This is a genomic window from Stutzerimonas stutzeri (genome assembly GCF_000219605.1).
GTDB lineage: Bacteria > Pseudomonadota > Gammaproteobacteria > Pseudomonadales > Pseudomonadaceae > Stutzerimonas > Stutzerimonas stutzeri.
Window position 1 is genome coordinate 3,839,887 of record NC_015740.1, and the last position, 25,192, is coordinate 3,865,078.

The 25,192-nt window shown below is 65.5% G+C and carries 22 protein-coding genes; 15 read left to right on the top strand and 7 right to left on the bottom strand.

All coding sequences use genetic code 11. The features are described 5' to 3' along the window. Nucleotides 1-9 precede the first annotated feature (9 nt). Together zigA and PSTAB_RS17735 are read left to right on the top strand one after the other, a co-directional pair. On the top strand, nucleotides 10-1,212 hold the full coding sequence (gene zigA / locus PSTAB_RS17730) for a zinc metallochaperone GTPase ZigA (protein WP_003283171.1): 1,203 nt from the start codon (nucleotides 10-12) through the stop codon (nucleotides 1,210-1,212). Next, a complete protein-coding gene (locus PSTAB_RS17735) occupies nucleotides 1,212-1,856 on the top strand; it encodes a DUF1826 domain-containing protein (protein ID WP_003283170.1) in 645 nt (214 codons plus the stop codon). Before zigA ends, PSTAB_RS17735 begins: the two co-directional genes overlap by 1 nt. Nucleotides 1,857-1,898: 42 nt before the next feature. Here the strand turns inward: PSTAB_RS17735 and PSTAB_RS17740 are convergent, their stop codons facing one another. After that, on the bottom strand, nucleotides 1,899-2,228 hold the full coding sequence (locus PSTAB_RS17740; protein ID WP_003283168.1) for a four-helix bundle copper-binding protein: 330 nt from the start codon (nucleotides 2,226-2,228) through the stop codon (nucleotides 1,899-1,901). A 212-nt stretch (nucleotides 2,229-2,440) separates the two neighbouring features. Between PSTAB_RS17740 and PSTAB_RS17745 the strand changes: the two genes are divergently transcribed. From PSTAB_RS17745 to PSTAB_RS21820, 3 genes are all read left to right on the top strand, one after another. Continuing rightward, nucleotides 2,441-3,028, top strand: coding sequence for an IMPACT family protein (locus PSTAB_RS17745; protein WP_036991559.1), 588 nt, complete (start codon nucleotides 2,441-2,443; stop codon nucleotides 3,026-3,028). A gap of 459 nt (nucleotides 3,029-3,487) precedes the next feature. Then, nucleotides 3,488-4,438 (top strand): adenosine deaminase, encoded by a 951-nt coding sequence (locus tag PSTAB_RS17750; RefSeq protein WP_041771859.1) that lies wholly within the window; start codon nucleotides 3,488-3,490, stop codon nucleotides 4,436-4,438. Nucleotides 4,439-4,539: 101 nt separating this feature from the next. Then, complete coding sequence (locus PSTAB_RS21820) at nucleotides 4,540-4,704, top strand: hypothetical protein (RefSeq protein WP_013984047.1); 165 nt, start codon at nucleotides 4,540-4,542, stop codon at nucleotides 4,702-4,704. A gap of 3 nt (nucleotides 4,705-4,707) precedes the next feature. On the opposite strand, the gene PSTAB_RS17755 is transcribed toward PSTAB_RS21820, so the two are convergent. Further along, entirely contained in the window at nucleotides 4,708-5,880 is a 1,173-nt protein-coding gene (locus PSTAB_RS17755; RefSeq protein WP_013984048.1) for a Bcr/CflA family multidrug efflux MFS transporter, read from the bottom strand. Between the two features lie 204 nt (nucleotides 5,881-6,084). On the opposite strand from PSTAB_RS17755, the gene PSTAB_RS17760 reads away from it, so the two are divergent. Next, entirely contained in the window at nucleotides 6,085-6,732 is a 648-nt protein-coding gene (locus tag PSTAB_RS17760; protein WP_003283162.1) for a TetR family transcriptional regulator, read from the top strand. A gap of 4 nt (nucleotides 6,733-6,736) precedes the next feature. On the opposite strand, the gene PSTAB_RS17765 is transcribed toward PSTAB_RS17760, so the two are convergent. Next, nucleotides 6,737-6,928 carry a heavy-metal-associated domain-containing protein gene (locus tag PSTAB_RS17765; RefSeq protein WP_013984049.1) on the bottom strand — a complete coding sequence of 64 codons (192 nt, stop codon included), beginning with the start codon at nucleotides 6,926-6,928 and terminating at the stop codon, nucleotides 6,737-6,739. Between the two features lie 149 nt (nucleotides 6,929-7,077). On the opposite strand from PSTAB_RS17765, the gene PSTAB_RS17770 reads away from it, so the two are divergent. The 3 genes from PSTAB_RS17770 (at nucleotide 7,078) to PSTAB_RS17780 (ending at nucleotide 12,341) form a co-directional block, all read left to right on the top strand. Further along, on the top strand, nucleotides 7,078-9,456 hold the full coding sequence (locus PSTAB_RS17770) for a heavy metal translocating P-type ATPase (protein ID WP_013984050.1): 2,379 nt from the start codon (nucleotides 7,078-7,080) through the stop codon (nucleotides 9,454-9,456). A gap of 76 nt (nucleotides 9,457-9,532) precedes the next feature. Then, nucleotides 9,533-9,946 (top strand): Cu(I)-responsive transcriptional regulator, encoded by a 414-nt coding sequence (gene cueR / locus PSTAB_RS17775; RefSeq protein ID WP_013984051.1) that lies wholly within the window; start codon nucleotides 9,533-9,535, stop codon nucleotides 9,944-9,946. 472 nt (nucleotides 9,947-10,418) lie between these two features. Further along, nucleotides 10,419-12,341 carry a HAMP domain-containing methyl-accepting chemotaxis protein gene (locus PSTAB_RS17780; RefSeq protein ID WP_013984052.1) on the top strand — a complete coding sequence of 641 codons (1,923 nt, stop codon included), beginning with the start codon at nucleotides 10,419-10,421 and terminating at the stop codon, nucleotides 12,339-12,341. A 64-nt stretch (nucleotides 12,342-12,405) separates the two neighbouring features. On the opposite strand, the gene bfr is transcribed toward PSTAB_RS17780, so the two are convergent. Then, nucleotides 12,406-12,873 carry a bacterioferritin gene (gene bfr / locus PSTAB_RS17785; RefSeq protein WP_003283157.1) on the bottom strand — a complete coding sequence of 156 codons (468 nt, stop codon included), beginning with the start codon at nucleotides 12,871-12,873 and terminating at the stop codon, nucleotides 12,406-12,408. A gap of 245 nt (nucleotides 12,874-13,118) precedes the next feature. On the opposite strand from bfr, the gene PSTAB_RS17790 reads away from it, so the two are divergent. Genes PSTAB_RS17790 through PSTAB_RS17800 form a run of 3 tightly spaced genes read left to right on the top strand, consistent with a single transcriptional unit; the run spans nucleotide 13,119 to nucleotide 18,710 of the window. Then, the gene (locus PSTAB_RS17790; RefSeq protein ID WP_013984053.1) at nucleotides 13,119-14,198 is read left to right on the top strand and encodes an efflux RND transporter periplasmic adaptor subunit; all 1,080 of its coding nucleotides are present in this window, start codon (nucleotides 13,119-13,121) and stop codon (nucleotides 14,196-14,198) included. 4 nt (nucleotides 14,199-14,202) lie between these two features. Further along, nucleotides 14,203-17,247, top strand: coding sequence for an efflux RND transporter permease subunit (locus tag PSTAB_RS17795; protein ID WP_013984054.1), 3,045 nt, complete (start codon nucleotides 14,203-14,205; stop codon nucleotides 17,245-17,247). Continuing rightward, complete coding sequence (locus PSTAB_RS17800; RefSeq protein WP_013984055.1) at nucleotides 17,244-18,710, top strand: efflux transporter outer membrane subunit; 1,467 nt, start codon at nucleotides 17,244-17,246, stop codon at nucleotides 18,708-18,710. Before PSTAB_RS17795 ends, PSTAB_RS17800 begins: the two co-directional genes overlap by 4 nt. A 76-nt stretch (nucleotides 18,711-18,786) precedes the next feature. Here PSTAB_RS17800 and PSTAB_RS17805 read toward each other — a convergent pair whose 3' ends face one another. After that, a complete protein-coding gene (locus tag PSTAB_RS17805; protein ID WP_017244499.1) occupies nucleotides 18,787-19,677 on the bottom strand; it encodes a PA4780 family RIO1-like protein kinase in 891 nt (296 codons plus the stop codon). A 157-nt stretch (nucleotides 19,678-19,834) separates the two neighbouring features. Between PSTAB_RS17805 and ada the strand changes: the two genes are divergently transcribed. The 3 genes from ada to PSTAB_RS17820 are packed head-to-tail and all read left to right on the top strand — an operon-like array spanning nucleotide 19,835 to nucleotide 21,998. After that, complete coding sequence (ada, locus tag PSTAB_RS17810) at nucleotides 19,835-20,875, top strand: bifunctional DNA-binding transcriptional regulator/O6-methylguanine-DNA methyltransferase Ada (protein ID WP_013984057.1); 1,041 nt, start codon at nucleotides 19,835-19,837, stop codon at nucleotides 20,873-20,875. Between the two features lie 51 nt (nucleotides 20,876-20,926). Next, nucleotides 20,927-21,169: a hypothetical protein gene (locus PSTAB_RS17815; RefSeq protein WP_013984058.1), complete on the top strand. Its 243-nt coding sequence runs from the start codon at nucleotides 20,927-20,929 to the stop codon at nucleotides 21,167-21,169. 49 nt (nucleotides 21,170-21,218) lie between these two features. Further along, a complete protein-coding gene (locus tag PSTAB_RS17820) occupies nucleotides 21,219-21,998 on the top strand; it encodes a TatD family hydrolase (RefSeq protein WP_013984059.1) in 780 nt (259 codons plus the stop codon). 9 nt (nucleotides 21,999-22,007) lie between these two features. Here the strand turns inward: PSTAB_RS17820 and PSTAB_RS17825 are convergent, their stop codons facing one another. After that, nucleotides 22,008-24,038 (bottom strand): methyl-accepting chemotaxis protein, encoded by a 2,031-nt coding sequence (locus tag PSTAB_RS17825; RefSeq protein WP_013984060.1) that lies wholly within the window; start codon nucleotides 24,036-24,038, stop codon nucleotides 22,008-22,010. A gap of 310 nt (nucleotides 24,039-24,348) precedes the next feature. Further along, nucleotides 24,349-25,185 (bottom strand): regulatory signaling modulator protein AmpE, encoded by an 837-nt coding sequence (ampE, locus tag PSTAB_RS17830; RefSeq protein ID WP_013984061.1) that lies wholly within the window; start codon nucleotides 25,183-25,185, stop codon nucleotides 24,349-24,351. Nucleotides 25,186-25,192: the final 7 nt, after the last annotated feature.

A 25,192-nucleotide genomic window follows, 5' to 3' on the forward strand; every position in this document is an offset into this window, starting at 1 on the left:
GAGACCGCCATGAACCGCCTCCCCGTAACCGTCCTGTCCGGCTTCCTCGGTGCCGGCAAGAGCACCCTGCTCAACCACATCCTGAAGAATCGCGAAGGCCGCCGCGTCGCGGTGATCGTCAACGACATGAGCGAGATCAACATCGACGGCAACGAGGTGCAGCGCGGCGTCAGCCTCAATCGTGCCGAAGAAAAGCTGGTGGAGATGAGCAACGGCTGCATCTGCTGCACCCTGCGCGAAGACCTGCTTGAGGAAGTCGGCAAGCTCGCCCGCGAAGGCCGTTTCGACTACCTGTTGATCGAGTCCACCGGCATTTCCGAACCGCTGCCGGTGGCCGAAACCTTCACTTTCCGCGACGAGCAGGGCCAGAGCCTGGCCGATCTGGCTCGCCTGGATACCATGGTCACGGTGGTCGACGGGGTTAATTTCCTGCGTGACTTCCAAGAGGCAGAAAGCCTCGCCAACCGCGGCGAAACCCTTGGCGAGGACGACGAGCACTCGGTCACCGAGCTGCTGATCGAACAGGTGGAGTTTGCCGACGTCATCCTGATCAGCAAGATCGACCTGATTTCCGCCGCCGAACGTGAAGAGCTGACCGCCATTCTCGGTCGGCTCAATACCCATGCCGAGATTCTGCCGATGAGCATGGGCCAGGTGCCGCTCGACCGAATCCTCGACACCGGCCGTTTCGACTTCGAACGCGCCGCCCAGGCGCCGGGCTGGCTCAAGGAAATGCGCGGTGAGCATGTGCCGGAAACCGAGGAATACGGCATCGCCTCCACCGCCTATCTGGCGCGCCGGCCGTTCCACCCACAACGCTTCTACAACTTCCTCAACCGCGAGTGGAGCAACGGCCGCCTGCTGCGCTCCAAAGGCTTCTTCTGGCTGGCCACCCGGCCAGAGGAAGCAGGCAGCTGGTCCCAGGCCGGTGGGCTGATGCGCTACGACTACGCCGGGCGCTGGTGGCACTTCACCCCGGAGTCGGCCTGGCCGAGCGACAGCGAAAGCCGCACGGCAATCCTGGCCAAGTCCCGCGGTGAGTTCGGCGACTGCCGCCAGGAGCTGGTCTTCATCGGGCAGAACATCAACTTCGACCAGCTGCGCCGCGAACTCGACGCCTGCCTGCTGAACGACAGCGAGTGGGCCGTAGGCGTCAACGGCTGGCTGCGCCTGCCGGACCCGTTCGGCCCCTGGCACGAGCAGGTCGCCTGATGCTGGCGCAGCAGATCATTCGCCCACAGCCACGCCAGCTGCTGGGCGATTCTCCCGCGATACTCGGCGAAACGCTGAACGATGGCGTCAACCTCGCCGTATGGCAGCGCCAGCTGCCGCTGCACATAGCCGAGTTCGCCGACACTCTCCTGGCCCTGGGCGAACCGCTGGCGGAATCGTTGGCGCTCGAACCGGCCGGCGACGGTGAGCTGCAGCTGCCAACCCTGGCGGCGGCCTATCGGGACCTTGCCGGCCATGCCGGTTTCGTCGCCGACGTGGCCTGGCTGGTGCGGGCGTTCAGCTGCCTGGTCGATGCGCGGCGCATTGGCTTGCGTCTGCGCATGCTGGACAAGCCCATGTGCCCGCGCTTTCACGTCGATCATGTCCCCCTGCGACTGATCACCACCTACGCCGGCGCAGGTAGCGAATGGCTTCATGAGGGCGGTATGCCGCGTCGGCGCCTGGGCGATCCGACAGCCGAACCGACTGATCCGGCTGCCATCCAGCAGCTCGGGGTTGGCGACGTGGCGTTGTTCAAGGGGGAGAAATGGCTGGGTAACGAAGGCGCCGGGATCATTCATCGCTCGCCGCAGGCGACAACGGCTGAGCGCCGTCTGATCCTGACGCTGGACTGGCTGAGCTGAAGCAAACGGGCCGCAGCTGCGGCCCTCCGGATCGGCGACCGATCAGGCTGCCATCTTTTCGCATTCTTCAGCGCACTTGCGACAGGCCTCGGCGCAGGCCCGGCAATGGTCGTGCTTGTGCTTGCCACACTCCTCGGCGCAATCGCGACAGACCTGCGCGCAAAGCTTGCAGAAGGCTTTGGCATAGGCACTGTCGCGGGTCATCAGCACTGCTGCGATCGCACACATGTCGGCGCAGTCACGGTCGAGTTCGATGCAGCGCGCCATCATCTTCACGTCGTCCTCGCGCAAGCAGGATGCCGCGCAGGTCTCGCAGACCAGTGCGCAATTGGAACAGGCCTGGATGCACGACTGGTAAGTGGAATTGAGCATGGAATTTCCTCCATCTGATGTGCCAGCGAAATGCGGTACGGCGGGACCTTCTCCAGGTCATGCGCGCAAACCGCGCCCTACTAGGTAGAGGTTGGACGATCCATCGAAGTTCAATCCGTTCGCCGGACGGGCCATGCAGCACGACGCAGCGCAGCCGCAGCGGTGCCGCTACAATGGCCACCCCGCAAACCATCACCGACGCCGTAACTGCCATGCCCTTCACCCTGTCCGCGCCATGCGAATTGCTGGAAGTCATCAGCAAAAGCCGCTTTCTGGCCAAGGCGGCACCCGTGCAGAGCGCCGAAGAGGCCCAGGCCTTTATCCAGGCGGTCAGCGATCCCAGCGCTACGCATAACTGCTGGGCCTGGAAGATCGGCAATCAGTACCGTTTCAGCGACGACGGCGAGCCGGGCGGCACGGCGGGTCGGCCGATGCTCACCGCCATCGAAGGGCAGGATTTCGACCGGGTCGCGGTGGTAGTCATTCGCTGGTTCGGCGGCATCAAGCTCGGCACTGGCGGCCTGGCCCGTGCCTATGGCGGCACCACGGCGAAGTGCCTGCAGGCCGGCGAACGCAGCGAGCTGGTATCGCGCTCGCGCTGCCACTGTCATTGTCGCTTCGCCGAGCTGGCGCTGTTCAAGGCACGCCTGGCGGAATTCGAGGCGCTGCTGGAGGCCGAACATTTCGATGCCGAAGGTGCGACGCTGGAGATTGCCCTTCCCGCCGCTCAGCTGCAGCCGCTGGATAGATTGCTTGCTGATATCACCCGCGGGCGCAGCCAGCTGGAAGCCATGAACTAGACGCGTCGTTGCCCACAAATACTGTGGACGTAATTGTGGATAACAATTGTATGGCCGTCTGCGAAGCGCTTGCCGCGGGCGCTTGAGAAAACTGCACATTTTTTGATCAGCGTGCTTTAAACGCCCCAATGAGGTGCGTTAAGCGCTTGAATTACTGCGTTTTTTGACTGATCGGTCCGCGAATGACGTATTGCCATCAATTGCGTTCTGCCAGCTTGAGGTTATGCCCGAATTGAGTGGAGAACTCTGTGGATAACATTGGGAACAACCTCGCCAGCCCCCGTCAGAACTGGGCTGCAGACCGCTGGTCAATTAATCGCCAAACCGCGCCAATGGCCATGAAGCGGTCATCCGGCTGTCATCCACGGGTGCTAGGCGGGACAAAGTGGTCAGCTGGCATATCAGTTGCTCCAACCCACCGATAGAATGCCCGCACACCCGCAAGACGAGAATTTCGCGATGCACGACTGGCTCAACAACCTGCCCAAGGCCGAACTCCACCTGCACCTGGAGGGCTCTCTGGAGCCTGAACTGATGTTCCGCCTGGCCGAGCGCAACAAGATCGCCCTGCCCTGGAACGACGTCGAAGCCCTGCGCAGCGCCTACAACTTCGGCAACCTGCAGGAATTCCTCGATCTCTACTACGCCGGCGCCGACGTGCTGCGCACCGAGCAGGACTTCTACGACCTGACCTGGGCCTACCTGCAAAAGTGCGAAGAGCAGAACGTCGTGCACACCGAGCCCTTCTTCGACCCGCAGACCCACACCGACCGCGGCGTGCCGTTCGAGGCCGCGCTCAACGGCATCAGCGCGGCGCTTGCTGACGGCCGTGAACTGCTGGGCATCAGCAGCGGGCTGATCCTCAGCTTCCTGCGCCACCTGCCGGAAGAGGACGCCTTCAAGACCCTGGAACAGGCGTTGCCCTATCGCAACGCCTTCTTCGCCGTCGGACTCGACAGCTCCGAAGTCGGCCACCCGCCGAGCAAGTTCCAGCGCGTGTTCGACAAGGCGCGTGCCGAAGGCTTCCTCACCGTTGCCCATGCCGGCGAGGAAGGCCCGCCCGAGTACATCTGGCAGGCACTGGATCTGCTCAAGGTCAGCCGCATCGACCACGGCGTGCGTGCTGCCGAAGACCCGAAGCTGATCGCCCGACTGATCGAGGAGCAGATTCCGCTGACCGTCTGCCCGCTGTCCAACACCAAGCTCAAGGTGTTCGACGACATGCGCCAGCACAACATCCTCCAGCTGCTAGAGCAGGGCGTGAAGGTCACGGTGAATTCCGATGATCCGGCCTACTTCGGCGGCTATGTGACGGAGAACTTCGTCGCGCTGCACGAAAGCCTGGGCATGACCGAGGAGCAGGCTCGCCGCCTGGCGCAGAACAGTCTGGACGCACGGCTGGCCTACTGAGCCCGTCCGTCGCGGCGCTATCCACATGCGACACCATGGCTCGCCCCGCGGGTCATGGCAGCGCCTAGACTGTGCCGCGTCTACTTCACGAGGAGATCGCCATGAACATTCTCGTCCGCCCGCTGACGCCGTCACCCGACAGCGCCTGGCAGGTGTGCCTCGACCGGCAGAAAGTCACCTTTCGCAGCGAAGCCGAGGCACGCGCCTTCGTCGCAACCCTGCACCGTCGCCTGCAGGCGCCGCATCCCCTGCCACTCAGCGCCTGACAGTCATTCCGTACTGGCGCGCGCCGTGGTGTAGGCGACGATCGTTGCCAGCAGGCCGCACAGGCTGATGATCGCGGCCAAGGGCACTGCGGTGCCGTTGTGCAAAGCCCCCACCGCGGAAGCGGCGATGGCGGCAATGGTGAACTGCATGCTGCCGAGCAAGGCCGAGGCGCTGCCGGCATTGGCGCGCTGGTCGGCCATGGCGCAGGCCGTGGCGTTCGGCAGCAGGCAACCGAGGCAGGACACGCAGCAGAACAGCGGAATCAGCAACGGCCAGAGCGATTCCGGCTGTGCGGCCGCCACTGCCAACAACGCCAGCGCACTGCCGAAGAAGAACCACACCCAGCGCCGCACCCAGAACTCCGGCCCGCGCCAGCGCACCAGCCGCACGTTGACCTGCGCCATCAGGATGAAACCCGCCGCATTGACGCCGAACAGCCAGCCGAAATGCTCCGGCTTGATGCCGTACAGCTCGATGAAAACGAACGGCGAACCGGTGATGTAGGCGAACATGCCGGCCATGCACAGCGCGCCGGTCAGTACGTGGCCGATAAAAAAGTGATCGCGGAACAGGCGCAGGTACTGCCCTAGCGCGCCGGACATCGGCTGGCGCGGCAGCCCGGCCGGATAGGTTTCCGGTAGCCAGAGCGTGACCGCCACCAGGCACATCGCGCTGAACAACGTCAGCAGGATGAAGATCGAAGGCCAGCCGAACGAGGCCAGCAAGGCCCCGCCCGCCACCGGCGCGAGGATCGGCGCCAGCCCCATCACCAGCATCAGCTGCGAAAACACCTTGGCGCTGGTCATCGGATCGCACAGGTCGCGCACCACGGCCCGCGCCACCACCATGCCCGCACAGCCACCAAGCGCCTGGACGAAGCGGACGCCGATCAGCCAGTCCATGGACGGCGCAAAGGCGCTGGCCAGTGACGCCAGGGTGAACAGCACCACGCCGATCAGTAGCGGGCCGCGTCGCCCGTAACGATCGGCCAGCGGCCCGTAAACCAGCTGGCCGATGGCCAAGCCGATGAAATAGGCCGCCAGAGAAAGCTGCACGTGATCGACGCTGGTGCCGAACGACTCCGCCAGCAAGGGAAAGGCCGGCAGGTACATGTCGATCGCCAGGGGGCCGAACGCGCTGAGCGCACCCAGTATGAGGAGAATCCGCAGAGACATCAGAGGCTCACAAGCTGAAAAAGAGACGTGGCCGAGAGCGTCCATTGGACATCGACCATACGCGGGCATTTACACCGACATGCAAGATGCTGTTACATACACCGCCGTTTGTAAACATGCATCACGACGAGATGCACCGTTACACTGGCCCTCATCCATCGCTGCTGGACGCCCGAAGCAGCCGTTATCTGCCTGAACCTGCCCATGCGCCGAACCAAAGAAGAAGCCGAGAAAACCCGTATTGCCATCCTCGCCTCTGCCGAGCGGCTGTTTCTGGACAAGGGGGTGGCCCACACCAGTCTCGACCAGATCGCCCGTGACGCCGGTGTGACGCGAGGGGCGGTGTATTGGCACTTCCAGAACAAGGCACATCTGTTCCACGAAATGCTCAATCAGATTCGTCTGCCGCCTGAGCAGATGACCGAGCGCCTGTGCAGTTGCAACCAGCAACAACCGCTGCTGGCACTGATCGCCCTGCGCAACCTGACGGTCGAGGCCATCAGCGCGCTGGCAAGCAACGAGCAGAAGCGCCGGATCTTCACCATCCTGCTGCACAAGTGCGAGTTCACCGATGAGCTGCGCGAAGCCGAAGAGCGCCACCACGCCTTCATCAATCAGTTCATCGACCTGTGCGAGAACCTGCTGCGCAATGCCTCGGCGTGCTTACGTCCCGGCGTAACGCCGCGCCTTGCTGCACTCTCGCTGCATGCCATGGTGGTCGGGTTGTTCACCGACTGGACGCGCGACACCGAATTGTTCGCACCGGAGGTCGATACCAAGGCATTGATCGACCCGTTATTCCGCGGCCTGGTCCGCGACTGGCCGGATGACCCCGACCAGCTCGCCGGTTGAGCTATCAGCTCACCTGATAACCCTCTTCACTGATCGCCTCACGGATCGCCTGCTCGCTGGCACTGCTCTGCACCTGCACGGTTCCGGCCGCCAGGTCCACCTGCACCTGAGCCTGTGGGTCCAGCGCCTGAATGGCCTGGGTTACCGCACGCTCGCAGTGGCTGCAGGTCATTCCGCTCACGTTGAATACTTGCATCGTCGCTCTCCTCGGCTGGTGATTGCGCCGATTCTCGACCTTGCCACCCGGGCAAGGTCAAGGCCCCTGCTGTCGCAGATCATGGTGTTGACCTTGCCATAGGGTTAAGGTCGATCCTGCGGCCATCGCAATCCCGAGGAGTCTCTACCATGTCCAGCGCCACCCATACGCTGCCGGTCAGCGGTATGACCTGCGCCAGCTGCGCCGGCCGCGTCGAGCGGGCCCTGCTCAAGGTACCCGGCGTCGCCGCGGCCAATGTCAATCTGGCCAATGAACAGGTGCGCGTCGAAGGCGATGACCTGGGCATGGCGGCACTGATCACCGCCGTGGAAAAAGCCGGCTACGGCGTGCCGCTGCAGAGCATCGAGCTGAACATCGAAGGCATGACCTGCGCCAGCTGCGTCGGCCGGGTCGAGCGGGCGCTGCTCAAGGTGCCCGGTGTACGCAGCGCCGCGGTGAACCTGGCCAGCGAGCGCGCGCATGTCGAAGTGATCGGCACGCCGGACCCGGCTGCGCTGATCCAGGCGGTCGAGGCCGCGGGCTACAAGGCAAGCGCCGGCAGCCGGCAGCGCCCGGAAGAGGATGCCGAGCGGCGCCTGCAGCGCGAACGCTGGGCGGTGATCGCCGGCCTGCTGCTGGCCGCACCGTTGGTGCTGCCGATGTTCGGCGAGCTGTTCGGGCAGCACTGGATGCTGCCGGCATGGATCCAGTTCCTGCTCGCCACGCCGGTGCAGTTCGTCCTCGGTGCGCGCTTCTACGTCGCCGGCTGGAAGGCCGTGCGCGCTGGTGCCGGCAACATGGACCTGCTGGTCGCCATCGGCACCAGCGCCGGTTACGGCCTGAGCCTCTATCAATGGTGGGCAGCACCAGCCGGGCAGATGCCGCACCTGTATTTCGAGGCCTCGGCGGTGGTCATCGCCCTGGTGCTGCTGGGCAAGTACCTGGAAAGCCGCGCCAAGCGCCAGACCAGCGCGGCGATCCGGGCACTGGAAGCCTTGCGGCCGGACCGCGCAACACGGGTGACTGACGGCCGCGAGGAAGACGTCGCCATCGCCGTGCTACGCCTGGACGACCTGGTGCTGGTCAAGCCCGGCGAGCGTTTCCCGGTGGACGGCGAAGTGCTCGAAGGCGAAAGCCAGGCCGACGAAGCGCTGATCAGCGGCGAGAGCCTGCCGGTGAACAAGGCGCCGGGCGACCGCATCACCGGTGGCGCGATCAACGGCGAGGGTCGCCTGCTGGTACGCACCACCGCGCTCGGTGGCGAGACCGTGCTGGCGCGGATCATCCGCCTGGTGGAAGACGCCCAGGCGGCCAAGGCACCGATCCAGAAGCTGGTGGACAGGGTCAGCCAGGTGTTCGTCCCGGCGGTGCTGGTGATCGCCGTGTTCACCCTGATCGGCTGGCTGCTCACTGGCGCGCCGGCCGAGGTCGCGCTGATCAATGCGGTGGCGGTGCTGGTGATCGCCTGCCCGTGCGCCCTCGGCCTTGCCACACCGGCGGCGATCATGGCCGGCACCGGCGTGGCGGCGCGCCACGGCATCCTGATCAAGGACGCCGAGGCGCTGGAAGTAGCCCATGCGGTCACGGCCGTGGCCTTCGACAAGACCGGCACGCTCACCTCGGGCAAGCCGCAGATCATCCACCTGCATGCCGTGGACGGCGACGAAGCGCGGATCCTGCGTCTGGCCGGCGCCCTGCAGCGTGGCAGCGAGCATCCGCTGGCGCGCGCCGTGCTGGAGCGCTGCGAAGCCGACGGCGTCACGGTTCCCGATGTGCAGAAGAGCCAGGCCCTGAGCGGCCGCGGCATCGCCGGAACGCTGGATGGTCAGCAGCTGGCGCTGGGCAACCGGCGCATGCTCGAAGAGTACGGCCTGCAGCCGGGCGAGCTGCTGGAAACCGCCCAGCGCTGGGAAGCCGAGGGCCGCACCCTGTCCTGGCTGGTGGAACAGACGCCCGAGCCGCGCATCCTCGGCCTGTTCGCGTTCGGTGACAGCCTCAAGGACGGCGCCGCAGCGGCAATTGCCGGGCTCGCGGCGCGGCATATCCGCAGCCACTTGATCACCGGCGACAACCGAGGCAGCGCGCGGGTGGTGGCAGAAGCACTGCACATCGATGACGTGCATGCCGAAGTGCTGCCGGCGGACAAGGCCGCCACCGTGGCAGAGCTGAAAAAGGGCGGCGCCGTGGTGGCGATGGTCGGCGACGGCATAAACGATGCGCCGGCTCTGGCTGCGGCGGATGTCGGCATCGCCATGGGCGGTGGTACCGACGTAGCCATGCATGCGGCCGGCATTACCCTGATGCGTGGCGACCCACGCCTGGTACCGGCGGCGCTGGAGATCAGCCGACGCACCTACCGCAAGATCCAGCAGAACCTGTTCTGGGCCTTTATCTACAACCTGGTGGGCATTCCGCTCGCCGCCTTCGGCTTTCTCAGCCCGGTGGTGGCTGGCGCGGCGATGGCCTTGTCGAGCGTCAGCGTGGTGAGCAACGCCCTGCTGCTTAAGCGCTGGAAACCAGAAGATTGATGGCCTAGCCCTCGATTCGAGCGCCTGCAAAACCCGGGGCGCTCAGCCAGCCATCATCGACATGCCTGGAGTGCGTATGAACATTGGCCAAGCAGCAACGAAAAGCGGTCTTTCGGCGAAGATGATTCGCTACTACGAGTCCATCGACCTGATCGCCCCTGCCGGGCGCAGTGCCAACGGCTATCGCCTCTATGGCGAAGAAGACCTGCACCGCCTGGCCTTTATCAAACGGTCGCGAGACATGGGCTTCTCGTTGGACGAAGTGAGCAAACTGCTCGCCCTCTGGCAGGACCGCCAGCGCGCAAGCGCCGACGTCAAAGCTCTGGCCGGCGCTCATATCGACGCGCTTAACAAAAAGATCGAGGAGCTAGTAGGCCTGCGCGACTCTTTGCAAGAGCTGGTCGATACCTGCCAGGGTAACGACCGGCCGGACTGCCCGATCCTCAGGGACCTGGAATCCGGCTGCTGTCCAAAAGGCAGCGACAAATAGTCGGAACGTCGCGGCGCCAAGCACGGGGCAGACGATGATTGCCATGCTTCGCCCCCTAATAGAGTCCGCGCCCCTCGCAAGCAGGCGGCGTGGCATAACCGCAACCAGTTCATACGCCGCTTAAATCCAGCATCATCGCCGCCTTGCCTCCCGGCCATTGGTCTACCCCGTATGCGCTGTCTCCACGGGTCCAAATCGCCTGCCCCGGTGGCAGCCGTTCCGTCGCCGCTTATCACCTGGCAGGCAAGCCAAGCCTCGATGGAAAAACTGAACGTGAGAGTTCGCGTCGGGTTTCTCGTGACTTGCGCTATGCCTGCAAGCGTCGCAGATGCCTCGACAACCATTTGTCGAATTTATGGCGCCATATTTAGGGCAACCTCAAGTCTTAACCTCTCGTGCCGAAAACACGGCATACCTCAGCTATCGACGGTCTGTCGCAGCCATCTGATCGTCTCTCGCAAGTGGTATCTGAATGAACAACTGGTTTGCAAACATAGGAGTCAGCAGGAAACTCGCACTCGGCTTCGGCGCCGTGCTGGTCCTGACCATCATCCTCGCGTGGAACGGCTGGGGCAGCCTTGGCAGCGTCATCCAACGCAGCGGGTGGATGACCGAAATCTCCCTGTTGAACAAGACCCTGACCGACCTGCGTATCGCCCGCCTGCAGTTCATGTTGGCCAATGGCGACAACGAGTCCACCGAACGTCTGGACAAGAACCTGGGCATCTACCTGGCGCAGCAGACCAAGCTGCTCAATACGTTCAAGAACCCGATCAACGTCGCCCAGCTCAAGGAGCAGGCCGGCTACAACGCGCAGTACCAGAACTCGCTGAACGATATGCGCAAGGCCTACAACCAGGCCAACGGTTCACGGCAAGTCATCGACGGCGCCGCTACCCGTCTGAGCGAGCTGACTGCCAGCGTCTCCAATCATGTGATTCAGCTGCCGGAATACGATGAAGATCGCTTCGCGCAGCTCCTGGCGATCAGCCTGATCAAGGAAGACGTGCAGCGTGCGCAGTACCTGCTGCGCGTCTATATGGCAGCACCCGGCAACGATGCCGCCAAAGCGATCTACACCCAGCTTGACGCCGCGCAGGCCACTCTGGGCCGACACGCTGGCGCCCTCGACGATGACAGCGGCGCCGCGGTGCAGCAGATCCGCTCGGTGCTCGGCGAGTACCGCGGCGCCATCGAGTCGCTGGAGACAGCCACCCAGGTGATCGCCAAGGCGCGCCAGGAAATGACCGACCAGCAGAAGGAGATCGTCCGTATCAGCGACTCGCTCTATCAGTTCCAGCTCGATCAGCTCGATGTGGAGAGCGCCGCCGCCCGCACGCGCCTGATCGTCAGCACCCTGCTGGCACTGGTACTCGGAGCGCTGGCCGCCTGGCTGATCACCCGCCAGATCGTGCTACCGCTTCGTGCCACCATGGCCGATGTTGAGCGCATTGCTTCCGGTGATCTCAGCGCCACCGCGCAGGTTCATCGTCGCGACGAACTGGGCGTGCTGCAGCGCGGCATTCAGCAAATGGGCTCGACCTTGCGTGAGTTGATTGGTGGCATTCGCGATGGCGTCAGCCAGATCAGCGCAGCTGCCGAAGAGCTGTCCGCCGTCACCAAACAAACCAGCGCCGGCGTGAATAGTCAGAAGGAAGAGACCGACCAGGTCGCCACCGCCATGCACGAAATGTCGGCGACCGTTCAGGAAGTGGCACGCAACGCCGAACAGGCTGCTCTGGCCGCCACCGAGGCGGACAGCGAAGCCCGTGAAGGTGATCGCGTTGTGACCGAGGTGGTGACGCAGATCGAGCGCATGGCCACCGCCGTGGTGCGTTCCACCGAGGCGATGACCGCGCTGCAAGGCGAAAGTGACAAGATCGGCAGCGTGATGAACGTGATTCGCGCCGTTGCCGAGCAGACCAACTTGCTGGCACTCAACGCTGCCATCGAGGCTGCTCGCGCTGGCGAAGCCGGCCGCGGCTTTGCCGTAGTCGCAGACGAAGTGCGCGGCCTGGCGCAACGCACGCAGAAGTCCACCGAGGAAATCGAAGGGCTGGTCGCCGCGCTGCAGAACGGCACGCAGCAGGTCGCCTCGATCATGCACACCAGCCGCGACCTGACCGACAGTGGTGTCGAGCTGGCGCGCCGCGCCGGTGCGTCGCTCGGCAACATCACCCGTACCGTTTCGAACATTCAGGCGATGAACCAGCAGATCGCCGCGGCGGCCGAAGAGCAAAGCGCGGTGGCCGAGGAAATCAGCCGCAGTGTGGTGAATGTGCGTGATGTGTCGGAACAGACCGCTGCCGCCAGCGAGGAAACCGCTGCATCGAGCACCGAGCTCGCCCGCCTCGGCGGCCAGCTGCAGATGATGGTAAGCCGCTTCAGGCTCTGATTAGGGCCTCTTAGGGCCTAGCAACACACCACGGGCAGCGTCCTGCCCGTGGTGCAAAACCGCTTCAGCTGGCCTGGGATTGCAGGTAGTTCTGCAGGCCGATGCGGTCGATCAGGCCAAGCTGCTGCTCGAGCCAGTAGGCGTGATCTTCTTCGGTGTCCTGCAATTGCAGGGCGAGGATGTCGCGAGTCGGGTAGTCGCCATGCTGTTCGGCCAGGGCGATACCCTGAGCCAGCGCGGCACGCACCTTGTACTCCAGCGCCAGATCGCTACGCAGCATGTCCGGCACAGTATGGCCGGGATGGATCGGCTCCGGTGTCATGTCCGGGGTGCCTTCGAGAAAGAGGATGCGCTGCAACAGTGCATCAGCATGCTGGGTCTCCTCCTCCATTTCGTGATTGATGCGTTCGTAGAGCTTGGTAAAGCCCCAATCGGCGTACATCCGCGAGTGCAGGAAATACTGATCGCGCGCCGCCAACTCCCCGCGCAACAGCTCCTTCAGATAGTCGATTACCGGTGCCTGGCCTTGCATTGCGTATTCCCCATGACTGATGCGCCTTGAACAGCGGGCAAGCATCCCCGCTGCGTCCACGGCGGTCAAGCGCTCCAGAGCCGCAGCCGTGCAACCTCAAGTGTGGCAGAGCTCTGGCAGAAATCGACTGTTCAGTCACGCCGTTCGCAACACATTGCTGTCGAACTCCTGCGCTGGCACTGGACTCTATTGTCAGTCCTAGCGCGTGCCACACCGCTATAACCGCCAATCAGACAGGAGCCCCGATGACGTCAACGCCAGCTTTCCCAGTGTCCAAGGCCTGGTTGACGATCATCGTCTGTGCGCTGCCGCTGCTCGGCGGTTGTTCCTCGGAGGCCGAGCCGGCGCCCGAGCCACCACGCGTGGCCTTGGTCGAGCCCTTGCAGCCGGCCGAGCCGAAGGCCGAGGCGCTGCGCTTTTCCGGCGTAGTGCGCAGTGTGACCACCACCCAGTTGTCCTTCGAGGTGGCTGGCCGCATCGAGCGCATCCTGATCGACGAAGGCACTCGTGTTCGTCGCGGGCAAGCCCTCGCACAGCTGGACCGCACCGACTATCGCCTGCAGATGCGTGAGGCCGAAGCGCGCCTGCGCCAGCTCGAAGCAGACCTGGCGCGCAAGCGCACCCTGCTCGCCGAAGGCATCCTCGCCCCCGCCGCCATCGAGGCGCTGGAGGCCAACACGGTGGCCGCCCGCGTGGCCCGCGACAGCGCCCAGCGCAATATCGATCACAGCACCCTGACGGCGCCATTCGATGGCGTCGTGGCTCGACGGCTCGCCGAACCGGACATGGTGGTCGCGGTCGGCACGCCGGTATTCGAGATGCAGGACAACCGCCATATCGAGGTCAGCGTCGATCTGCCGGAAAGCGCAGCACTGAGCATTCCGCTCGGGCCCGAGCTCAAGGCCGAGGCCGAGCTGGTGATCGCCGACCTGCGCCTGCCGCTGCGCTACAAGGAACACAGCACCCAGCCGCGTGAAGGCGCGCGCACCTACCGGCTGGTGCTGCAGGGCGAACCGCCGGAGGATTTCAACCTGCTGCCCGGTATGGCCATGCGCGTCAGTCTGGAGCGCCCCGCCCGGCCACAGACCGACGATGACGGCTTCCGTCTGCCGCTGTCGGCATTGCAGACCGACAGCGACGGCAAACACTTCGTCTGGCAGGCCGACGATGGCCGCGCCCGGCGCCATCCGGTTCAGCTGCACCAAGTCGATGGCGATCAGGCGCTGATTCGCGGCGACGCACTGCAGGCGCAGATGCCAATCGTGGTAGCAGGTGGCAGCAAGTTGCACGAAGACCAGCCGATCGAAGCGCGGGAGCGGAACTGAGCCGATGGATTTTGCCCGTTACGCCATCACCCGACCGGTCAACATCTGGATTCTGGTACTGATCTGCCTGCTCGGCGGCATCCTCGCCTTCTTCGAGATCGGCCGCCTGGAAGACCCGGAATTCACCATCAAGCAGGCCATCGTCAATGTGCAATACCCCGGCGCCACGGCGTTGGAGGTCGAGCAGCAGGTAACCGAGCCGCTGGAAAGCGCCATCCAGCAGATGTCGCAGATCAAGGAGATCCGCTCGCGCTCAATGCCGGGCATCGCCGAGATTCGCGTGGAAATGCAGGACCGCTACGACGGCGATGCGCTGCCGCAGATCTGGGACGAGCTGCGCAACAAGATCGACGATGCCCTCGGCGACCTGCCGCCGGGCATCGAGCCGCCGATGGTGAATGACGATTTCGGTGACGTATACGGCATTTTCTACGCGCTGACCGGCGACGGGCTGACCCTCAAGGAGCTGCACGAAACGGCCAAGGACCTGCGCCGCGCCCTCCTCACTGCAGATGGCGTCGGCAAAGTGGAGATCGCCGGGGTACAGGAAGAGCGCATTCTGGTGGAGGTCGATCAGGCGCAGCTGGCCGCACTGGGCGTCGCCCCGGACGAGATCGCCGCGGCCCTGGCCGATACCGACGCCGCGGTGGATGCCGGTGGCGTCAATGCCGGCGACTTCTTCGTGCGGCTGCGCCCGAGCGGTGCCTTCGATTCTCTCGACGAGTTGCGTGCACTGCCGGTCGGCCAAGGGCCACAACGGGTCGAACTGGGCGCCATCGCCAAGCTATCGCGAGAATACGCCGAGCGGCCACAACAGATCATTCGTCACAACGGCCAGCAGGCGCTGACGCTCGGCATCAGCGGGGTATCCGGGGCGAATATCGTCGAGGTCGGGCATAGCGTCGAAGCTGTCCTGCAGGCCAACGAGCACCGTATGCCGCTGGGCGCCGATCTGCATCCGCTGTATGAACAGCACCAGATCGTCGACGAGTCGGTGAACAGTTTCGCGCTCAACGTGTTCCTCTCGGTGGCCATCGTGGTCGGCGTGCTGTGCATCGCCATGGGCATGCGCGCCGGCTTCATCATCGGGGCGGTGCTGTTCCTCACCGTGCTTGGCACACTGCTGGTGATGTGGCTGGTGGGCATCGAGCTGGAACGGATTTCCCTCGGCGCGCTGATCATCGCCATGGGCATGCTGGTGGATAACGCGGTGGTGGTCTGCGATGGCATGCTGGTGCGCCAGCGCCAGGGCAAGAGCATTCTCGAAGCCTCGCAGCAAACGCTGCAGCAAACGCAATGGCCGCTGCTTGGGGCGACCATCATCGGCATTCTCGCCTTCGCCGGGATCGGCCTGTCCCAGGACACCACCGGCGAATTCCTTTTCTCGCTGTTCTTTGTCATTGCCGTGTCGCTGCTGCTCAGCTGGTTGCTGGCCCTGCTGCTGGTACCGCTGTTCGGCCATTACCTGCTGCGCAATGCCGGCACCGACGAGGACCCCGATGCGGCCTACAACGGCCCTTGGTACAACCGTTATCGGCGCCTGGCCGGTGGCGTGCTGCATCGGCCCTGGCTGACCATCGGCGTGCTGCTGGTGCTGACGGTGGTCAGTGCCGTGATCTTCACCCGCCTGCCGCAGAGCTTCTTTCCGCCGTCAAGTACGCCGTTGTTCTACGTCAACCTGTTCCTGCCCCAGGGCACGCATATCCGCGATACCGCGCGCACCGCGACTGACGTCGAGGAGTACCTGGCGGAGATGGAGGGTGTCAGCGGCGTGTCCAGCTTCATCGGCGCCGGGGCCTCGCGCTTCATGCTCACTTACATGCCGGAGCAGCCGAATTCATCGCTGATGCACTTTCTCGTGCGCACCGAGGATGCGGATTTGATTGACGACCTGGTGCGGCAGATCAACCAGGAGTTGCCGCAGCGCTACCCATCGGCTGACGTCACGGCCGCTCAGTTCATGTTCGGTCCCAATGCCGAGGCCAAGCTGGAGGCGCGCATCAGCGGCCCGGATATCGACGTGCTACGGAGAATATCTGCCGAGGGTCGCAAGCGGTTACAGGATGAGGGCAAGGTATTCAACGTGCGCGACGACTGGCGCCAGCCGGTGCTGGTGCTGCGCCCGCAACTGGCACTGGATCGTCTTGCAGACGCCGGTCTGACCCGCCAGGCCGTGGCCCGCGCGCTCGCAGCCGGCAGCGAGGGCCAGCGGGTCAGTCTGCTGCGCGAGCGCGACGAACTGATCCCAGTGCTGCTGCGCGCCGCGCCCGACGACCGCATCGGCAGTGACAACCTGCTGCAGCGGCTGATCTGGAGCCCAGCGGGCAACGGCTACGTGCCGCTGGCGCAGGTCGCCGACGGCATCGAGCCGACCAGCGAGGACAGCATCATCGTGCGCTACGACCGCGAGCGCACCATCTCCATTCGCGCCGAGCCGCGGGATGGCGAGAACACCAACGAGGCGCACGAGCGCATTCGTCCGCTGATCGAGGGCATCGAACTGCCGGTCAACTACAGCCTGAAATGGGGCGGCGACTACGAACAGTCATCCGATGCCCAGCAGGCGTTGGCCAGTACGCTGGCGGTGCCCTACCTGGCGATGGTGCTGGTCACCGTGCTGCTGTTCGCCAAGGTGCGCCAGCCGCTGATGATCTGGCTGGTGGTACCCATGGCGATCTGCGGCGTCAGTTTCGGCCTGTTGCTCACCGGCCAGGCCTTCGGCTTCATGGCGCTGCTCGGCCTGCTCAGCCTGACCGGCATGCTGATCAAGAACGCCGTGGTGCTGGTGGACGAGATCGACCGGCAGATCGATGACGAAGTGCCACGCCTGACCGCCATCATCGAGGCCTCGGCGTCACGCCTGCGCCCGGTAATGATGGCTGCTGGCACCACGGTGCTGGGCATGGTGCCGCTGCTGTTCGACCCGTTCTTCGCCAACATGGCGGTGACCATCATGGGCGGCCTGGGCTTCGCCACGCTGCTGACCCTACTTGCGGTGCCATGTCTGTACCTGCTGTTCATGAAAGTGCGACCGGAGGAAACCGCATGACTGCCAAGGCCCTGGCCGCTCCGCTGCTGCTCGCCCTGGCCCTGAGCGCCTGCTCCAGCGCACCGCAGTATGCCGATCCGCAAATGCCGGAAGGCTGGTTCAGTGCCGCCGGCGCGCAAGCGGCGGATGCCGAAACGCTGGCCGCCTGGTGGCGCCAGTTCGATGACCCACAGCTCACCGCACTGGTCAGCCGCGCCATGCAGCAGAACCACGATGTGCGCCTGGCCATGGCGCGGGTCGACAGCGCCCGCGCGCAGCTGCGCCAGTCGCGCGCCGGCCTGCTGCCGAGCTTCGATTTGCCGGGCTCGGCCAGCCGCCAGTGGATAGAGAACGACCAGGACGCCGAACCCGGCAGCCCGCTGGCCGAGTTCATCCCGGACGACGACCCGATCGCCTTCGACAGCTGGGAACTGGCGCTGCAGGCGACCTGGGAACTGGACCTGTTCGGCGCCACCCGCGCCCGGCGCGACAGCGCCGCCCAGCAACTGCGCTCGGCCGAGGCGCAGACGGTGGCCGCACGCCTGGCTGTGGCTGCCAACACCGCGCAGGGCTATCTGCAACTGCGCGCGCTGCAAGGGCAGCGCGCCCTGCTGGTGGAAGGCATCGAGGTGGCCCGCGAACTGGAGCGCATCGCCGGGCTGCTGTTTCACGCCGGCGAGGTGACCCGGCTGGACGTCGAGGCCACATCCGCCGAACGCGCATCGCTGGAGGCCGATCTGGACGAGCTGGATATCCACCTGGCCGAAGCGCAGCTGGCACTGGATACCCTGCTCGCCGAGCCGCCGGGCAGTACCGCCGTCCACCTCGCCGCCAGTGCGGCGGTGCCGCTGGCCGAATCGCGAATCGCCGCCGGTCAGCCCATCGACCTGTTGCGCCGTCGCCCGGACTTGATCGCCGAAGCGGCGCGGCTGGATGCCGCCGAGTTGCAGGCACTGGCCGCCCGCCGCGACCTGTTCCCGAAACTGGCGGTGCAGGCCGCCGTGGGTCGCTCGGGCTTCGCCCTGGGCGACGCCGTTTCCAGCGCTTCGAACTTCGCCCGGGTCGGCGCCACCTTCGGTCTGCCGCTGCTGGACTATGCAAACCGTGGCGCCGCCATCGAACTGGCCGATGCCGAGGGCGAGGGCGCCTACATCGCCTTCGAGCAGGCCCTGGCCCGGGCGCTGGAGGAGGTCGAACGCGGCCTGACACGCATTGCCGGCCAGCAACGTCGGCACGCCGCCCTCAGCCGCACCCGCGAGCACCGCGAGCGCGCGCACCGGCTGGCGCAGCGCAGCTACGAGTTGGGCGAGGCGAACCTGAGCGAGGTGCTGGACGCTCAGCGCGGCGCACTGCAGGCGCGCCAGCGGGCACTGGAAGGTCGCGCCGCACTGGCAACCGCGCAGGTGGCGTTGTACGTGGCGCTGGGTGGTGGCTGGAACGCCGCGGATGGTGCGGCGGTCTCTGAGGATCAGTCAGCGCCCTGAGGGGTCGGTTGGTGACAATGCAAGCCGGCTGGCGCATGGGCTACTCGGCAGCGGGCGGGCCGAGTAGCCAAAATCATCACCCCTTCATCCAGGGCGGCTCGGGCGCCTCGTCCGGCTCGCCGTCTTCTGCGCCCCGCATGGCCTCCCGCCGCGCCTGTTCGGCCAGCGTCGCCTTGATCTCCCGCATCACCGCATCGATATCCGCCGCATCCTCCGGCTCGGCGAACTCGCCGGTCAGCTCGGTCTCCGGGGTCAGCTTGCCCTGCTGATAGAGCGCCCACATCTCCTTGGCATAGCGGGTGAACCTGAGCTCCGGGGCGAAGCGTCCGAAATAGGCCGACATGTTGCCGACATCCCGCTCAAGCATCTCGAATGCATGGTTGTTGCCCGCCGCGTCCACGGCCTGCGGCAGGTCGATGATGACCGGGCCGTGCTCGTCGAGCAGCACGTTGAACTCCGACAGGTCGCCGTGCACCAGCCCGGCGCAGAGCATCTTCACCACTTCATGGATCATGAAGGCGTGGAATTCGCGGGCATCGTCCGGATGCAGGTCGACATCATTGAGGCGCGGTGCGGCATCGCCATCCTCGCCGGCGATCATTTCCATCAGCAGGACACCATCGAGAAAGTCGTAGGGCTTGGGCACCCGCACGCCGGCGTCAGCCAGGCGGAACAGGGCCGCCACCTCGGCGTTCTGCCAGTTCTCTTCCTTCTCCTTGCGCCCGTGCTTGGAGCCCTTGGCCATGGCGCGCGCGTCGCGACTGCTGCGCACCTTGCGCCCCTCCTGGTATTTCACGGCCTGGCGGAAACTGCGCTTGTTGGCTTCCTTGTAGACCTTGGCGCAACGCAGCTCGTCGCCGCAGCGCACCACATACACCGCTGCTTCCTTGCCGCTCATCAGCGGCCGCAGCACCTCGTCGATCAGGCCATCCTCGATCAGCGGTTCGAGTCGTTTAGGCGTTTTCATCAGCGGCTTGCAGGTCCTTCGGTCAGGGGCGGTGTTGCAGGTTACGGCAATCACAAACCGGCTTCCATGCCTGCCATCGAGTTTGAAAGCGCGCTTTGGATTGGCGCACAGCACGTTCAGCGCCGACAATCGAGCCATCATTCCCTGGAGCACCGTCATGCTCGATGAAGACCGTTGCTGGCAGGCGCTGTGCGAGCGCGATGCCGCCTTCGATGGGCGTTTCGTCTTCGCCGTGCGCTCGACCGGCATCTTCTGCCGGCCCAGCTGCCCGGCCCGCCGCCCCGCCCGCGAGCGGGTGGCCTTTTTTGCCGATGGCGAAGCGGCCCGCGCCGCTGGCTTTCGTCCCTGCCGACGCTGCTCGCCAATGGGGCCAAGCCCGAGCGAGCAGCTGGACGCGCTGGTCGTCGCCGCCTGTCGCCTGCTCGACGAAGCCACCGGGCCCATGACACTGCCCCAGCTGGCTGCACGTATCGGCCTGTCGCCGACGCATCTGGCCCGCGCCTTCAAGGCGCGCACCGGTCTGACGCCCCATGCCTGGGCAACCGCGCGCCGGCGTGAACGCCTCGATGCCCAACTGCCCGAGGCCGGTTCGGTACTGGATGCCGCCCTTGCCGTCGGTTACTCCGGCACCCGTGCGCCCTATGCCGAGGCACGGGCGCTGACCCCGGCACAACGGCGTCGCAAGGGCGCCGGCGAAACCCTGCGCAATGCCCTGGCGCCCTGTCCGCTCGGCCTGCTGCTGCTTGCCGCCAGCGACAAGGGCATCTGTGCCCTGCTGTTCGGCGATGACGAAGGCGCGCTGGAGCAGGAGCTGCGCTCGCGCTTCGCCGCCGCCGACCTGCGCCGCGATCAGGCCGGGCTGGGCGACTGGCTGCAGGCGATCGTCAGCCAGCTGGAAGAACCGCAGCGCGCCACCCAGCTGCCTCTCGACCTGCGCGGCACAGCCTTTCAGCAGCGCGTCTGGCAGGCGCTGCAGCAGATTCCCGCCGGCGAGACACGCCGCTACGGCGAGCTGGCGGCGACCCTCGGCAGCCACGCGCGGGCGGTGGCGCGTGCCTGCGCCAGCAACCCGATCGGCCTGCTGGTACCCTGCCACCGCGTGGTCGGCAGCCAGAACGCGCTGACCGGCTACCGCTGGGGCCTGGCGCGCAAGGCCAGGCTGCTCGATCGGGAAGGGCAAGGCGAGTCGGGAGCCTGAGCGGATTTCAGCGGTCGGATATTGCAGTGCCGCCCACCGCAGGAAGCCGTCATGACCGAACTGAAGCGTTACCGCATCCACTACCGCATCAATGGCGAGCCCGCTTCGCTGCTGATCAGCTCGTTCGAGATGCCCGGTCTCGAACAGGCCGAGCTGGAGATCCTGCTGCATCATGTCCGCGAGCCGCGTGCCGCGGTCGACGCACCCTGGGAGAACCCGGTGCACCCCAGCGAAGCCAGCCGCTTGAGCGAACTGGGCGTCAGCGATATCCAGATCGAAGAGGAAAGCCGCTGAAGTCCCGGTAGCATTGCCCACCCGCCCTCGCAGACCGCATGGAGCTCTCGTGCAGCTGATCGACACTCATACCCACCTCGACTTCGAGATGTTCGACGATGACCGGGCGCAGGTGATCGCCCGCGCCCGGAACGCCGGTGTCGAACGCATCGTGGTGCTCGGGGTGCATGCCGCCAACTGGCAGCGGGTCTGGCAGCTGGCCTGTGACGAACCGTCGGTGCATGCGGCGCTGGGCCTGCATCCGGTGTTTCTCGAGGAGCACCAGGACGCCCACGTGCAGCAGCTGCGCGACTGGCTGGAGCGTCTGCGCGGCGAGCCTAAGCTCTGCGCCGTCGGCGAGATCGGCCTGGATTACTACATCGACAACCCGGACATCGAGCGCCAGCAACGGTTGCTCGAGGCGCAGCTGGCGCTGGCGGCCGATTTCTCCCTGCCGGTGCTGCTGCACGTGCGCCGCGCCCATGCGCCGATGATCGCCACGCTCAAGCGTTACAAGCTCGAGCGTAGCGGCGTCATCCACGCCTTCAGCGGCAGCTGGGAGGAAGCGCGCGAGTATCTGCGCCTCGGATTCAGGCTCGGTCTCGGCGGCGCCGGCACCTGGCCACAGGCGCAGCGGATGCATCGAGTACTGCGGCAACTGCCGTTGGAGGCCATCGTGCTGGAAACCGACGCGCCGGACATTCCACCCGCCGGCCATGCCGGCGAACGCAACAGCCCCGAGCTGCTGCCGGAAATCTGCCGACGCCTGGCCGACCTCAAAGGCATCGATGCGCACGCGCTGGCGGCGGCCAGCTATCGCAACAGCTGCGAACTGTTCGGCTGGCGCTGAGCCGCCACGTCAGACGCGGAAGGCGGCGATCAGCTGCTGCAGGTGGCCGACCAGCTGGGTCAGCTCCCGACTCGCCTGCTCGGTGTGGCTGGCGCCCTCGGCGGTGCGCTGGCCGGCCTCGTTGATGGCGACGATGTTGCGATCGATATCGTGAGCCACCGCCGTCTGCTGCTCCGCGGCTGCGGCGATCTGCTGGTTCTGATCGACGATCAGGCCGACCGCATCGAGAATGTGCTCCAGCGCCTGCTCCACCTGCGCCGACTGGCCGACGGTGTCTTCGGCCAGCGCATGGCTGGCATGCATGGTCTTGACCGCCGCGCCGACGCCGTTCTGCAGGCGCGCGATCATCTGCTCGATTTCCGCCGTGGATTTCTGCGTGCGCTGTGCCAGTCCGCGCACCTCGTCGGCCACGACCGCGAAACCGCGTCCCTGCTCGCCGGCGCGGGCCGCCTCGATGGCCGCGTTGAGGGCCAGCAGGTTGGTCTGTTCGGCGATGGTCTTGATCACGTCCAGCACCTGGCTGATCGCCTGGCTGTCACCGGCGAGCTGGTTGATCACGGTGACCGACTGCTCGATCTCGCTGGCCAGGCGCTGAATCCCGCCCACCTGCGCGACCACCAGGGCACGGCCGTTGACGGTTTCTTCGTTGACGCTCTGAGCGCTGCCCACCGCGGCTTCGGCGCTGGTGGCAACCGCCTGGGCGGTGGCCGACATCTCGTTCATGGCAGTGGCCACCTGCTCGATCTGGCCGCGTTGCTCGGACACCGTCTGGTTGCTTTCGCCGGAAACGCTCTCCACCCGTCCGGCCTGGCGCTCCACCTCGGCGACGGTCTGGCCGACCCGCTCGATCAGTTCGCGAACCTGCGCCACGGTGGTGTTGAACACCTGGCCCAGCTCGCCCAGCTCGTCGCGGCTGCGGACCTGGAAACGCACGGTCAGATCGCCATCGGCAACCTTGCCCATGATTTCCCCCAGGCTACGCAGCGATGCCCGCGTCGAGGCGTAGAACCCCGCATAGAGATAGGCCACCAGGCAGAGCACCACGGCCAGCGCGGAAAGCAGCAGGGTCATCAGCAGGCGCTTCTGCTCAAGCCGCTCGCCGAGTTCCACGGCAAGAAAGTCGAGGACGCCATCGTTCAGCTCGTAGGTCTTGGCCATCTGCGCGCTGATTCGCTCGTAGAACTGTTCCCAGGGACGATCCAGCGCATCGGCCATGATCACCTCGTCCTGCAGGATGTCGCTGCTCACCTGCAGCGACTCGCGGCTGGCGCTCGCCAGCGCATCCAGACGCCGCCGCGCGGCCTCGCTGGCCGCCAGCGCGTCCTGCAACTGCGCGGCGTACTGCACCTGCAGCTTCTCCAGCTCCAGCACGAGGTTGTCCAGCGTGTTGCTGGCATCGGAGTTCAGGTAACCCTGGCCAAAGGTGTAGGAGCCTACCGCGCGTCCCTGGCCGAGCGAGGCGCTGATGGCCGGCGTGACGGACGTCAGCAGTTCGGCCAGCAGGCGAACCTCGCGCTCGAGGTCCTGGCTGAGCCCGGATTGCCCGGCCACGAGTTTGATCATCACCTGCGATTGACCCAGCAGCGTCTCGGCCATCGCCGCCTTGGACTGCAGCGACTGCTCGGCCTGAGCCGCCCGCAGGCCGGCCACCAGCTCGTCGCGCCGGGCATTGAATTCCGCCACCTGCTCGGGCGCATCGCTGACTGGGGCAAGGGCCTGCAATTGCGCCGACAGCTCGGCCTCGATGCGGCTCAGGCGGGTGCCCAGAGCCTCGACGTTGCCGGTCTGGCCGATGATCGACTCGATGCGCACCAGGTCCTTCCAGTCCTCCATGCTGCGCCGTACCTGCAGGGTTGAACCGAGCAGTTCCAGACTCTGCAGCTCCGTTCGCGTGCCGACGAAGGCCCGGTACGACTCGCGCACCAGGTAGTAATTGCTCAGCAGCATGGGAACGAAGAACAGGACGCTGACCAGACTGAACTTCATGCCGAAGCTCAGGCGGTTCATGAACGCGATCGCGGGATACAACAGGCTATTCACACGACGTCTCCCAAATCTTATTGGTATGGGCTTGCACGCAATTGCAGCGCGCAGCAGGGCTCGTCAGAGAGTGGCATCTGCCCGGGTTATACGGGATATCGGTAGCGGAATTTGTAACTTAAGGTAATGGCTAACTGATGGCTCACCAACGACCAGCGGTCGCCCGAGCTGCGAAGCGTCTAGCCTGAGCTCTGCAGCGTTGCGAGCCGGTTTGCGCCATACAGCGGCCGTATGGCGGCGTATTCAGAAATGCGTCAGTGAACGCCAAGCGAGGGGCCTGTGCCCGCTGTGCGGGCCAGGTTTACGCAAACTAGGCCAGCAGCGTCAGCACCGCGATCACCGCGTACCACAGCACGCGGGTGCGTACCAGCAACGCCGCCAGGCCGTCGAGGCGAGCGATGCCGGCTTCGCCGTCGATCGCAGCGGGCAGGTCGGCGGCAAGGGGCCCGGCATCGGCCAGCAGGCGCCGAGCCGACACGTCCCAGCTCAGCAGTTCGTGCAGTAGCGCGCGGTTGACCGCGACGAAATTGCCGACCAGGGCGAAGCTCCCCAGCAGCAGACGCACCGGCAGCCAGTCGAACGCATGTCGCAACTGCTCGGCGCGTTCGCGCAGCTCGTCGTGCTGGGCGTGCTCGACGCACAACGCCAGCAGCCGATAAGCCAGAGCCGCCATCGGTCCGAGCAGCAGATACCAGAAGATCACGGCGAAGAAGCCTTCGTAGCTCTTCCACAACAGTCGCGTCTGCACCGCGTGCATCAGGCTGGCCGGGTCATTCTCGCGCAGGCCGGCATCACGCTCGGCAGCCAGTGCTGCGGCTTCTTCGTCGCCGCGCCGCCAGGCATCACGGAAGGCGCCGAGCTCGGCCTTGGCGTGACCGCGCCCGAGGCTGTAGAGCAGTACCAGCAAGTGCACCGGCAGGGCCAGCCAGCCATAGGCCAGCGGCTCCAGGACCTCCAGCAGCAGACCGAGCACCACCACCGGCAACACGACCAACAGCAGCAGCGTCAGCCAGGGCGCATCCCGCAGGCGCGGATTGGCTTCGGCCTGACGCAGCCTGGTCAGCCAGGGGCCGTCGTGCTGCAGGCGTGGTCGCCAGTCGGAGAACTTGTCCACCAGCAGCACGAGCAGGATCACCAGAAAACTCATCGTCCCT